This is a genomic window from Sulfuricurvum sp. (assembly GCF_031427015.1).
In the GTDB taxonomy this organism is placed as follows: domain Bacteria; phylum Campylobacterota; class Campylobacteria; order Campylobacterales; family Sulfurimonadaceae; genus Sulfuricurvum.
The window spans coordinates 174,379-186,127 of the sequence record NZ_JASJOW010000004.1 but is presented as its reverse complement, the minus strand read 5'-3'; the positions used below and the strand labels follow the sequence as shown (position 1 = coordinate 186,127).

Here is an 11,749-nt window from a genome sequence, read left to right as displayed (position 1 = left end):
TACGGAATGAGATATATATTACTAAAAGATGACTTAAAACCCTCTTGTCAAGGGTTAAATTTGTGTAGGGATAAAAAGCTGATGATAGTGTCCGAGCTTACGGTAAAGTACTTCAGGATCGGTTGAAAAATAAGCGGTAAACGGGTTTGTAAACATCTTGGATGTAAACGGCAGGACATGAAGAAAATTTTCCCTTTCGCGTAACTCACGTATCGGATTGGTATCTTGAAGCGAAACATTAATAGACTTTGAAAAAATAGCGGAGAGATTGTTAAAATGGTCAATCACCTCGTTCTTATGCGACCCCTCTTCATTCGTATAATTAATCAGTTCTAAATTGAACCCGAATTGGGAAGAGACGTCAAATATCGTCGTTGAAATATTTTCGATATGCCCCTCTTCACTTAAAATGACAACGCTTTCCCGTAACGAAGAAAAAGATCGTTCTGCGAGTTTTAATACCGGTACATTGCCGACGTAAAGTTTTTTTCGGATCGACGAAATCGAAAAAGCCGTATGGGAAACAAGAAAAAGACCGATGTGATATTTTTTGATATCATTAAGAATAAGCCCCTCATCCGGTACGGCTGTATAATCGATATCAACCATTACATCGCCTTGTGCAGAAGCTTTTATCATCCGCAATACATCAATATCACTCGGATTGATCACTTTAATAATAAGCGGCTGACGGAGCTTTTTCTGAATATAAACACTTCGTCTGACCAAGGCCATAATGGCAGAAGGTTTTTCGTTGTGCATATCAATATAGAGGTAAATCTTAGACCCGAAAGGGGCGGGAAATTGCCCGAGTTCCCGTTTAATGGCTCGATAAATTGAACGTAACACGGCGGGATCACCCACCAATACTAGCGTATCATTCGGCTGAATCATTTTATTGTCGGCAGGGAGAATAAGCTGACGGTTTCGGTAGATAGCGGCGATTTTCCAGTTTTTCTGTTCAATAGAACCGATATGGCGGTAAACGAATGAGCTTCCAAACGGAACCAAAACCTCCATAATCTCACCCGAACCCAGCCCTATATTTTTAGCTAAAACGGGGATATTGGGGAGATAATCGATCATATTTGCGGCAATAAGCTCTTGCATATTGACCCACTCGATATCATCGCACGGACTCACCGTATTCCATAAATCAAGTGCAATAATCCGAATGGAGGGTTTATACAAACGGATATTTTTAATGGTATTTTCTAAATCGATCTGATTTTCCATAACCAAAACCACTTGCCAAAAATCCATTTTTAGCAGGTTGGCAATTTTATAAAAACTGGTAGGATCGAATTGAAAGAATTTATAGCGAGCGGGGTTATACCCTTCGAAGTTTTTCTCGGTCGTTTGGATAATATAATAAAGGTTTTCACTCGTATACGTACCGATGACACGTTCTATAAAGTGTTGTCCGATAGCTCCGTCAGTGACGATTAAAATTTTTTTCATTAAAGGGTAAACTTCTTATGGTTCTAAATTGATGGATGAGATTGTACCACAATCTATCATCTCCCTTTCTCTAAAGGATTTTCTCTTGTCCGATCCGATAGAGGGCAAAATCGTATTTCAGCGGATCGTGAGGATCAAATCCCCTGAGCGTTTCGGTCAACTCAATTGCCGCTCTCATATCGCACTGATTGCGGTTTAAAAGTCCTAAACGCCGTGAAACACTAAAGGTATGGGTATCCAGCGGCATGATCAAATCGCTTTGACGTACCCCGCTCCATAATCCCATATCGAGTTCGTTATCACGTACCATCCATCGCAGGTACATCATCCACCGTTTCATAGCGGAGGCTTTGGCAATCGAAGTGATCGGTTTTGTGATCAGAAACTCATACCCTTTTGAACGGTAAGGATTGCACGCATATAAGGTTGAAATCAGTGAATTCACCCCCTCTAGCAACCCGTCTCGAACGTATCCTTCCAAAAAAATCTGTTCAGCTCCCCCTAAAGTTTTCAGCGCTTTTAAGGTTATAAACCATTGAATGATATCTTCCGTCGATTGAAAGCGGTAATATTTCCCCTCTAACCGACAACGCAAATGCGCTTCATCCGCATCGATCAAATCAGAATCCAATGAGGATAAAAAGGCGACGATGGCCTTTACGTTCCCGTAGGCAAACAATGCACACGTCAGAGCATGATGCTGATCTCTTGTGCACCTTGCGACCATTAAAGGATCAGGTCGCTCCTCACATAACTCATCACTGCAGTTACGTGCTTCTACCTCTGCATCGAGATAGGCTCGGACATCCCTCAAGTGCGTCCTAAAAGATAGAGCTGCTTACGCTCACTCGATCCTGCAATATTGAGCTGTTTACGGTATTTTGCGATGGTACGGCGAACCATTGTGATTTTAAATTTCTCTTGGATCATTTCAAGAAGTTTCATATCGCTGAGCGGTTTTTTATGGGATTCGTTTTTAACCAATTCCGCCACATAATCTTTGATCGCGGCGTTGGAAACATCTTCATCGATTGCCGTTGTGAAAAAATCTTTCATCGGATAAACACCTCGATCGCATGCGATGTATTTATTGGCAATCGCACGTGAAATAGTAGAGGGATTATGTCCGAATTCATCGGCAAGTGTCTTCAGGGTAAGCGGCTTGATCGCACCCCCGGTGAAAAAGTCATATTGATATTCGACGATCATCAACCCCACTTTGTAGAGGGTTGCTTTGCGCATTTCCAAAGCATCGACAAGACTTTTTGCCTCTTTGAGTTTTTCACGAACAAACGGATGATCAACCCCGTATGCGGCATCAATCGTTACGCTTGGATAATATTGATCATTGAGTCTCACTTCGATCCCGTCTTCCGGATCATTATGAATCATCAGATCGGGAATCACCTGCTGAGAGTCTTCCAAATAATCGATTGCGGGAGGATTCTTAAAACTTCCGATTACCCGCATCGCTTCTTCGAAAGCGGCATCTTTTCGGTAGCGCCCCAGTTCATCCATATGGGTGATCATTTCACGTGCAAGGGCATATCCGGCGTCACCGATCGAGGCGGATTCAAGCTGAAACAAAAACGATTCACTAACGTTTCGTGCGCCGATACCAACCGGTTCAACATGGATAAAACGGAGCCGAATTTTTTCAAATTGTTCTAAATCAATCCCTTGCGCACTACAAAAAGTCGTATCATCGCCCTCATAATATCCCCCCTCATCGAGATTTTCAATGATATGTTTGGCAATAAGCTGGGATATCGGGGTAGGAAACAAGGAGCCGTCAATCTGCTCTTCGAGAATTTCATACAAACTTTTGTGTTGAACTGTAAGGGCTTCAATCGCTTCACTGTGAGAGTTTTGAACATAGCCGTATTGAATTTTTTTCGGTATTCTCGATTCAAACGACTCTTCATACCCCGATTTAATATCAATCAGAGGATTACTCTCAACAAACGGAGCCATCGCTTCACCCAAATCACTCAGGCTCGATTGGAGAATCGGCAGCCAGTTGCGCAGCGTGTTGGAAAGCTTATTTTTTAGCTCAACGTTTGTTTTTACTCGTAGCATGTAATATTAGAACTTAAACGATTCACCGAGATAGTGTTGACGCACATCGGCATTATGTGCAATCTCATCACTCGTTCCCGCAGCCAGAAGCTGACCGCTTTTGATAACGTAAGCTCGATCACATACCGCTAACGTTTCACGAACATTATGGTCGGTAATTAAAACACCGATGCCGTACTCTACTAACTGCGAAATAACACTTTGGATATCCATAACAGCGATCGGATCGACCCCTGCAAACGGCTCATCTAACAGCAGAAATCGGGGCTTGTTCACTAACGCACGTGCAATCTCGGCACGACGGCGCTCTCCTCCGCTAAGATTAATCCCGCGACGGTTTCGGATCGGCTCAATATTAAACATTTCCAACAACTCTTCAATTCGTTTTTCTGCCGTTTCCGCGTCAAGGTCTCCGGCTTGTGCAGCAATAATAAGATTTTCTTCAACACTTAAATCTTTGAAAATCGAAGCTTCCTGCGGTAAATAACCGATCCCCATACGTGAGCGTTTGTGCAGCGGTAAATGGGAGACATCCTCTCCGTCGATGTAGACTTTACCCCCTGTAGCTTCGATCAAACCGCACACCATGTAAAACGTTGTTGTTTTACCCGCACCGTTAGGCCCAAGAAGTCCGACAACCTCTCCGGTACGGAGTTCCATACTGATACCCCGAACAATTTCGTGATTTTTGATCGTTTTGACTAAGTTTTCAATTTTTAATTCATGCACGTTGCACCTCATAACATCGCGATTGCTCATCGCATTTAGTAATTTTTAAAACAACGGTATCGATACCCGCACGTTTGAGCCATTCGATCAACGTTTCATCTCCCCACTCAATCAAATGATACCCCGTACGCTCTAGTTCTTCCATCATCCCTAACGATACAAACTTCTCAAAGCCGTAATTATAAAGATCATAATGAAACAATCGACCTCCATACACCTGTTGAAGTGAAAAAGTAGGTGAAGTCACGGCATCTTCCAATCCGAGGTAGTGAGCAAAGGCTTGGGTAAAGGTCGTTTTACCACTCGCCAAATCCCCCTGCAAGATCACAACACCCCCCTGCGGAAGTTCTTGAATAAGACGTTCACACAATGGCGCTAATTCGGGTTGCGATAACTTCATCATAGTTTAGACGATACCGATACGATTTGTTTGAGTTTTTCGGATGCTTTGCCGCTGAGCAAGGTATCACGAGCGATTTCCAACCCCTCTTGCGCATCTCTAGCCATCCCCTCAGCCACGAGAGCATACGCCGCATTAATCAAAACCATATCCCGTTGCGCTTCGGTGGCGCGGTTGTTTAAAATATCGGTGAGTATCTCGGCATTTCGTTCCGCTTCCCCGCCGAGGATCGCTTCAAACGGCGCTTTTTTGATCCCCAGCATCTGCGGATCGATCTCGAAATACTCTATGCTGTTATTTTTCAGATGCCCTGCATAAGTGATGTCGCTGATACTGATCTCATCCATCTTTTCACGTGAACTCACCACAATCGCCGATTGCATCCCCAGTTCACGCGCCGCTTCCGCCATTTTAGGGACAAACACCTCATCAAACACCCCGAGGAGGATTTTAGAGAGCCCCACGGGATTAGTGAGCGGTCCGAGGATATTAAAGATGGTTTTCTCAGGGATCGAGCGACGTATAGGCATAATGAACTTCATCGCAGGATGGTGGTATTGGGCGAACAAAAAGGTAAATCCGCACTCTTGAAGAAGCGTCGAACTCTGTTCCAATGAGAGATCGAGTTTGACACCCAGATATTCGAGGACATCGGCACTCCCCGATTTGGAGGTGATGGAGCGATTACCGTGTTTGGCAACATACGCACCCGATGCGGCGAGAACAAGGGCAACGGTGGAGCTGACATTGAAACTGCCGCTCTTATCTCCCCCCGTCCCCACGACATCGATCAGTTTAGGTTTGAGTTCAGAAGGGACTTCGAGGATGATGGAGTGCGTGCGCATCACCTCAGCGGCGGTTGCGATCATCTCCGAAGAGGTCTGCGCATTGAGGGATAACGAGAGTAAAAACTCTCGCATCTCTTCATCGCTCATTTTATGTTCAAAGAGTGCTTCAAAATCGGCTTTGGTAGCGTTCATGAGAGTTCCTTGACATAGAGATGTTGTTGAGATTTCGGGGTTGATTTGATACTCGGAATAGCCAAAACTTCGTATTTCATCTCTTTCTCAAGATAGACGAGGGTAATGATATCGCCGAGGGCAACATTTTTAGCGGGCTTAACCGCTTTGCCGTTAATATAGACGACACCCTCACCGATCATATCCTGAGCGACGGCACGGCGTTTGGTCAGATTGACCGCGTTTAAAAATTTATCGATTCGCAAATAAAAGTTCCATAATGTTAAGTTTGAAGTGTTTATTGTAAGTTACCGAAGCTAAAAGAGAGGTAAGAGCGCAAAAATTGTTCCACTATTTTTTAGGGTTGCGATTTAACTCCCAAACCCGCTTTTGAAATTGTCTTTGGCAACCACTATCTGCTTTTGCTTCTCTTTGCGTGCCGTATCTTTTTCGACGAAGATTTTTTTACGTGTTAGCGGATCCATCTCGGTGTAGTACATTACCGCAGAATACGTTCCCGGTGTCGGAGTGAAAACCTGTGCCTGCTCTGGATTCATTTTCAGCTCTTCGCTCGTAAAGCGTTTAAGATCGTGCATATCTTTCTCGGTACATCCCGGATGGGCGGCGATGAGATAGTAGGTCAAGAACTGCTTTTTACCCTCTTCTTTGTTCAATTTATCATAAAGCTTTTTGAAATCAACGAGAGTCTGTTTCCCCGGTTTGTTCATCAGATGGAGAACGTGTTCCGAGGTGTGTTCGGGGGCGACCTTCATCTGTCCCGAGATGTGATGACGCACCATCTCTTTGAGATACTCATACCCCTGACGTTTATCTTCGTTGATGAGATCATACCGCACCCCTGAAGCGACAAACGCTTTTTTGATCCCTCGCACTTCACGCAGACGACGGAGGAGATTGAGTACACGGGTGTGATCGACTTTCATCGATTTGCACAGATGGGTATCATCGACACACCGCTGATGGTCACACGTACCGTGTTTGAGCTTTTTATTGCACTCGTAGCCGTACATGTTCGCCGTCGGGCCTCCGACGTCACTGATGATCCCTTTGAAATCTTTGTACTCGGTAAACTGTACCGCCTCTTTTAGGATGGATTCCTCACTGCGGGTGCGGATGGTGCGCCCCTGATGAACCCCGATGGCGCAGAAATTACACTCACCCCAACACCCTTGATGGGTCATAATGGAGAATTTAATCGTCTCAAGACACTTCACCGCACCTTTGGGACGATGGTAGGGATGAAGTTCACGGGTAAAGGGCAAGGCACTCACCGCGTCCATCTCGTTCTCATCCAGATAATCGGCAGGAGGGTTTTGGATCGCGTAGCGTCCGTCTACCTCTTGACATAGCCCCTTTGCCGAAATAGGATCGTTATGGTTGTAAAACATATCGAAGAGATCGATATAACGCTCTTTGTTTTCCAAACACTCGGCATGCGATGGCAACGTCAAATACCCCTCACGCGGTTCTTTGGCAATATAACACACCCCTCGAATGTCATAAGGGGATTCTCCGGCGGCCAACGCTTTGGGCAGAGCGATGATCGCCCCCTCCCCCATCCCGTAAATCAGATAGTCGGCTTTAGAATCAAAGAGGATCGGTTTGCGCAGTTTGTTCGTCCAGTAGTCATAATGGCTCACGCGGCGCAAACTCGCCTCGATCCCCCCCAACACGATAGGGACGGTGTTTTTGAAATATTTGCGGATCAGGTTCGTATAGACCAGCGTCGCACGATCGGGTCGCGCGTTATTAACACCGCCGGGGGTATAGTCGTCGCTGTTGCGGAATTTTTTCGTCGCCGTATAGTTGGAGACCATCGAATCGACACTCCCGCCGCTCACCCCCCAAAAGAGTTTCGGTTCCCCCAACCGCATCACGTCATCCGTAGTGATGTCGGGCTGTCCGATAATCCCGACACGATACCCCTCCCGCTCCAATATCCGTCCTACCACGGCAACCCCGATAAACGGTGAATCGATATAGGCATCACCCGAGATCAGGATGATATCGCACGCATCCCAGCCCCGTGCGTCCATTTCGGCACGGGTAGTGGGTAAATAACGGAGAGTTTCAGGGGTTAGGGTTTTCATAACGCGATTGTACGGTGAGGACTCTTACAAAGAGGTTCAACCTACGTTATAATCATTAAATGGAAAACAATCTAAATCAAGAGATTATCGAGCATCTCATGCACCCGCGCAACTACGGTCCGATTGAGAACGCTACCGGAGTCGGAGTCGGGCATTCTGAACAAAGCGGTGAGTTTGTCATTTTTTATATTCAAACAGAAAATGAAATCCTCCAAAATGTCGGATACGCTACCAACGGATGTCACGATACCGTCGTATTGGGATCAATGTTTACTGAAATGATTAAAGGTGAATCTCTCGACTATGCTGCACGCGCGGCGGTAAAACTACGTGAAAAAGTGGCACAGGGACCTGTAAAACAACAAGCGTGCGCACAAATGGTACTAACCGCTTTCGAAGCCGCTCAAATTCACAAAAACGAGAAAGCTCACGGGAGCACAGAAGAGTTGCACGCTATCGAAATCGGTATGAAATGTGAGGTAGAAGTATGATGGATGCGACTCTTTTTCAACGAAAACATCAGCTGTGGCTGAGAATCGCTTTTTTATCGTTTGCCATCAATAATCCGTCGATCAAAAACCGTCTGTATGAATTCTCCCAAATTGAATTCCGTCATCTCAAATGGGTTGCCGGATCACTTTATGAGAATAATGTTTCGTATAACTATGGGCGAGACACCCTCTTTAGTATAGAGAGCGAATCATTTTTCACCCTTGTCCGGACAACGATCAACGAGATAAAATCGCTCCATCTTCTATACGATGAGACCCCTCTTTTTGAACGAATGCGCCATGATGAAAGCTATATGCTCTCTACCCTAAACGCTTATCTCGAAAAAATATCGTTAGATGAAATTCTGAGCGCTTTCAATCGCTCCCTGAATTGGCCGGATGCCCTTTTAAGTGTAAGCGAAACGGATGCGCTTGCCCTCTTCTTATTTGAAGAGCTTTATAAAGAGTACGAGCTAATCATGGTCTATTTTTACCGGCAAATTCGTGCCACGACAGCATCGCAAGTGAGCCATTTTCAAGATTTGATGGATGAATCGCATTTTCATCTGCGTTCCTTTGCGGAGATGATGACAAAAATGGGAATACTCTCACTCCCTAGAACACTCCATTCCCGTACTTATGAAATTGCCGATATGGAAAAATTTCTCCGCGGAGGGATAATCGAAGAGGAAAATGCCAAAGAGGAGTGCCGCCGCCTCTCCTCTTCAATCACCGATGAAAAACTCTCGGCATTTTTTGAGTTTATTAATTATCAAGAGAGTTATCATATTGAAATCATGAAAAAACTATTAGGAGAATTTTGATGGAAGAGCAAGGCAATATTTTTATCTTAGTGGCGGTTATAGCCGCTTTTGCTTTCGTGCTTACCCGTAAAAAAGGGTAAGACTACTGCAACAATGCTACAGGAGCGATATGGGCACCTTGGAACTGTTCAATTCCGAGGAGTTTTAAACGTTCGACATCCTCAGCTTCTTCAATATTAATGGCAATAATGGAGATACCGAGACTTCGGATCACATTATTAAAACTCTCCCTGCTTTTACCCGTCTCTTGATCAAACATCATATCCTGCAAATAGGCATTATTCGCTTTTACATAATCGGGACGAATCGCTTGGAGGTAATGGGCTCCTGCTTCGGGAATCGTAAAATGGTCAATTCCGAAATGGTATCCGAACATTTTCACCATCGCACTGATCGTTGATACCGCTTCGAGCTGATAGAGTGCCGTTGTATTACTCACTTCAAACCATAATACCAGATCATTGTGACGTCTAAAACTCTCTAACTCTTCTCGTAACCATTGAATATTCTCATATTTCTTAACAAAATCAGCACTAAGATTAAGGGCTAAGGGGGTAAGGGGGTTGTGTTCCTTAATATGTTTAAAAACTTTTTCAATCATATAACGATCCAGCGTATCGATAAGCCCCAAACTGGTCGCAATAGGAATGAAATATCCGGCCGAATGGATCGTCCCCTCACGATCAAGCAACCGTAAGAATATCTCTTCATGTATCACACTCAAATGATCAACACGCTGTTCAACGACACTTTGAAATGCCAAGAGCATTCGAGACTCATCCAAACTTTTTAACAACTCTTTTCGCCACTCTTCACGCCCGAGTACCAAAATGGAGTCACTCTCTTGGTTTGCATCAATTACTAAACGTCCGCAAAGTTTTGCTTGGGTAACCGTATGGTCGGCACGTGAAAAGAGTGATTTAAGGGTATCGCTCTCACTGTACGTTCCGATACCACATCCCATCACCAAATATTTAGATACTTCACCCTCCATTTGCACAATAACACGACGCATCTTCGACATCAGATTTTCAACCTGATGCGTAACACTCTCCACTTCACACGCGGGTAGCGCTACAAAAAAATCGGACTCATTAAGTCTTGCGATCAGGGCATGACGAAATGAACCCATTTGAATATTAAGCTCTTCCGCAAGAGTATTAATTAACGTACTGTAGCGTTCATACCCTTTTTCACGTTTGAGTCGGTCGATCTCATTCAAACTCACCATCACATAGGTACCGGAAGAGAGCGAAGCATCCGATTGGATGTAATCGGGAAGCTTGGCGGTCAGATAACGTCGATTATGCAGTTTGGTTTCCGAATCTTTATAAAGCAGTTCATGATACCGACGCAACGTCTCGTTTTCCCGATCAAAAATATCTTTTACTTTCTCAACCATCGCATTCATCGCTGTTGTAACCGAACGAAGTTCAGTCGTAAAAGGGATTTTTTTCTCAACAATAAACTCATTGTCAATAATCGCTTTCGCTTGTTCCCCGATCCGTTTAAGCGATTTGAGACTCAATGAAAGGAGGAAATAGAGCATAATAAAGACTACCGCAGCAATCATCATAAAAGTATAGATCAGATCAATCAAGGTCGAATAAAGCTGTCGATACGTGTTACCGGTATGGGCACTCACTTCAAGCGTCCCGAAACGGCTCCATCCGATCATAATTTCACTCGATGCACTCGCATTATAAATCGGTACCATCTCGATAAACCACTGAGGGACATCGCTAACACGGACTTCGCTCTCTCGCACATAAACCTCTTTTCCCTCAACATCGGCTAAACGTATACGCTGATAATATCCACTGTCATAAATAGCATTAATCATCGTCTCCATGCTCGAAGTATCTGAAGGGTCAGCGACTTTAGAAAGTGAAAGTCCCAGAGAATGGGCCGTATTTTTAGCATCATTATAGAGTTGGTTTTGGGCAAATTCGGTTGCCGATCGAAAATTAAGAACCATAACCGATACCAAAATAACCGCTAAAAAGAGGCTTAACATCATCACCAGTTGTTTAAATAAACTCATTTTTATTCCTTTGACCTTGTTATTACTAATTCATTCCACGAACGTTTCTGGCGGGTTGATGCCGGAACCATTTTCCCGATCTGAGCCTGCTTGGCGTTAAACAACTCATCTCCGCTAAAACTGTAAATCGGTATCAAATCATTTCGTTTCGAAGCGGGGAGAATTTTATAGTTGTAATTATCCAGAACCAATGGGACGGAACGGGATGTTTCGTAGTATGTCAACACCAAATGTGCCGTTTTGTACCGTATTGATTTGGCATACGTCATAAAAAGTTTAGAGGGGGGAACCCCTAACTCTTTCAGGGTAAAATATTTGGCGATGACGTAGTCTTCACAGTCTGCTTTATCTTTTCCGATAAACTCATACCGTGTCGCCCAATAATCACTCTCCCCCCACGTCTCTTTATCCGCGGCATAGGGTGTTTGATTAAAAAAATCATTCACTTTTTCAAGCTTTTCAAGCTCATTAGCATCTCTTGCTTCATTCATCATTTGCACCAGCGCATAAGCGCGCCGCGCGGCAAAAGGGCCATATTCGCGCTCAATTTTATCTAAAAAAGCTTTGGTGATAGAAAATTCAGGAGAGCTGAAAAGTACGGCGGAGAGTACCGCCGTAATGAGAAAAAAGGTGAGTGTTCTTTTCATCCTC

At 44.4% G+C, this 11,749-nt stretch carries 12 protein-coding genes; 2 read left to right on the top strand and 10 right to left on the bottom strand.

Annotation, left to right across the window (positions count from 1 at the left end; genetic code table 11):
* Nucleotides 1-54: 54 nt before the first annotated feature.
* From RMO68_RS09395 to RMO68_RS09360, 8 genes are all read right to left on the bottom strand, one after another.
* On the bottom strand, nt 55-1,461 hold the full coding sequence (locus RMO68_RS09395; protein ID WP_310440491.1) for a COG3400 family protein: 1,407 nt from the start codon (nt 1,459-1,461) through the stop codon (nt 55-57).
* A gap of 70 nt (nt 1,462-1,531) precedes the next feature.
* Nucleotides 1,532-2,275 (bottom strand): TIGR02757 family protein, encoded by a 744-nt coding sequence (locus RMO68_RS09390; protein ID WP_310440490.1) that lies wholly within the window; start codon nt 2,273-2,275, stop codon nt 1,532-1,534.
* Nucleotides 2,272-3,540 (bottom strand): RNA polymerase factor sigma-54, encoded by a 1,269-nt coding sequence (locus RMO68_RS09385; RefSeq protein WP_310440489.1) that lies wholly within the window; start codon nt 3,538-3,540, stop codon nt 2,272-2,274. Before RMO68_RS09385 ends, RMO68_RS09390 begins: the two co-directional genes overlap by 4 nt.
* Nucleotides 3,541-3,546: 6 nt before the next feature.
* A complete protein-coding gene (lptB, locus tag RMO68_RS09380) occupies nt 3,547-4,269 on the bottom strand; it encodes an LPS export ABC transporter ATP-binding protein (RefSeq protein WP_310440488.1) in 723 nt (240 codons plus the stop codon).
* Nucleotides 4,262-4,672: a tRNA (adenosine(37)-N6)-threonylcarbamoyltransferase complex ATPase subunit type 1 TsaE gene (tsaE, locus tag RMO68_RS09375; protein WP_310440487.1), complete on the bottom strand. Its 411-nt coding sequence runs from the start codon at nt 4,670-4,672 to the stop codon at nt 4,262-4,264. Before tsaE ends, lptB begins: the two co-directional genes overlap by 8 nt.
* The gene (gene trpD, locus RMO68_RS09370; RefSeq protein ID WP_310440486.1) at nt 4,669-5,649 is read right to left on the bottom strand and encodes an anthranilate phosphoribosyltransferase; all 981 of its coding nucleotides are present in this window, start codon (nt 5,647-5,649) and stop codon (nt 4,669-4,671) included. Before trpD ends, tsaE begins: the two co-directional genes overlap by 4 nt.
* Nucleotides 5,646-5,894, bottom strand: a complete 249-nt coding sequence (locus RMO68_RS09365) for an RNA-binding S4 domain-containing protein (RefSeq protein WP_310440485.1) — start codon at nt 5,892-5,894, stop codon at nt 5,646-5,648. The genes trpD and RMO68_RS09365 overlap by 4 nt, the downstream gene beginning before the upstream one ends.
* A 105-nt stretch (nt 5,895-5,999) precedes the next feature.
* Nucleotides 6,000-7,739, bottom strand: coding sequence for a YgiQ family radical SAM protein (locus RMO68_RS09360; RefSeq protein ID WP_310440484.1), 1,740 nt, complete (start codon nt 7,737-7,739; stop codon nt 6,000-6,002).
* 59 nt (nt 7,740-7,798) lie between these two features.
* Between RMO68_RS09360 and RMO68_RS09355 the strand changes: the two genes are divergently transcribed.
* Together RMO68_RS09355 and RMO68_RS09350 are read left to right on the top strand one after the other, a co-directional pair.
* Nucleotides 7,799-8,230, top strand: coding sequence for an iron-sulfur cluster assembly scaffold protein (locus RMO68_RS09355; protein WP_310440483.1), 432 nt, complete (start codon nt 7,799-7,801; stop codon nt 8,228-8,230).
* Nucleotides 8,227-9,054 (top strand): iron-binding protein, encoded by an 828-nt coding sequence (locus RMO68_RS09350; protein WP_310440482.1) that lies wholly within the window; start codon nt 8,227-8,229, stop codon nt 9,052-9,054. The genes RMO68_RS09355 and RMO68_RS09350 overlap by 4 nt, the downstream gene beginning before the upstream one ends.
* 82 nt (nt 9,055-9,136) lie before the next feature.
* On the opposite strand, the gene RMO68_RS09345 is transcribed toward RMO68_RS09350, so the two are convergent.
* Both RMO68_RS09345 and RMO68_RS09340 read right to left on the bottom strand, forming a co-directional pair.
* Nucleotides 9,137-11,098 (bottom strand): EAL domain-containing protein, encoded by a 1,962-nt coding sequence (locus RMO68_RS09345; protein ID WP_310440481.1) that lies wholly within the window; start codon nt 11,096-11,098, stop codon nt 9,137-9,139.
* Between the two features lie 2 nt (nt 11,099-11,100).
* Nucleotides 11,101-11,745 (bottom strand): transglutaminase-like cysteine peptidase, encoded by a 645-nt coding sequence (locus tag RMO68_RS09340; protein WP_310440480.1) that lies wholly within the window; start codon nt 11,743-11,745, stop codon nt 11,101-11,103.
* Nucleotides 11,746-11,749: the final 4 nt, after the last annotated feature.

What these genes read in the sequence shown, in the direction of transcription:
- RMO68_RS09395 (WP_310440491.1), bottom strand. Translation starts at nt 1,461, where the DNA reads ATGAAAAAAATTTTAATCGTCACTGACGGAGCTATCGGACAACACTTT.
- RMO68_RS09385 (WP_310440489.1), bottom strand. Translation starts at nt 3,540, where the DNA reads ATGCTACGAGTAAAAACAAACGTTGAGCTAAAAAATAAGCTTTCCAAC.
- tsaE (WP_310440487.1), bottom strand. Translation starts at nt 4,672, where the DNA reads ATGATGAAGTTATCGCAACCCGAATTAGCGCCATTGTGTGAACGTCTT.
- trpD (WP_310440486.1), bottom strand. Translation starts at nt 5,649, where the DNA reads ATGAACGCTACCAAAGCCGATTTTGAAGCACTCTTTGAACATAAAATG.
- RMO68_RS09360 (WP_310440484.1), bottom strand. Translation starts at nt 7,739, where the DNA reads ATGAAAACCCTAACCCCTGAAACTCTCCGTTATTTACCCACTACCCGT.
- RMO68_RS09355 (WP_310440483.1), top strand. Translation starts at nt 7,799, where the DNA reads ATGGAAAACAATCTAAATCAAGAGATTATCGAGCATCTCATGCACCCG.
- RMO68_RS09350 (WP_310440482.1), top strand. Translation starts at nt 8,227, where the DNA reads ATGATGGATGCGACTCTTTTTCAACGAAAACATCAGCTGTGGCTGAGA.
- RMO68_RS09345 (WP_310440481.1), bottom strand. Translation starts at nt 11,098, where the DNA reads ATGAGTTTATTTAAACAACTGGTGATGATGTTAAGCCTCTTTTTAGCG.
- RMO68_RS09340 (WP_310440480.1), bottom strand. Translation starts at nt 11,745, where the DNA reads ATGAAAAGAACACTCACCTTTTTTCTCATTACGGCGGTACTCTCCGCC.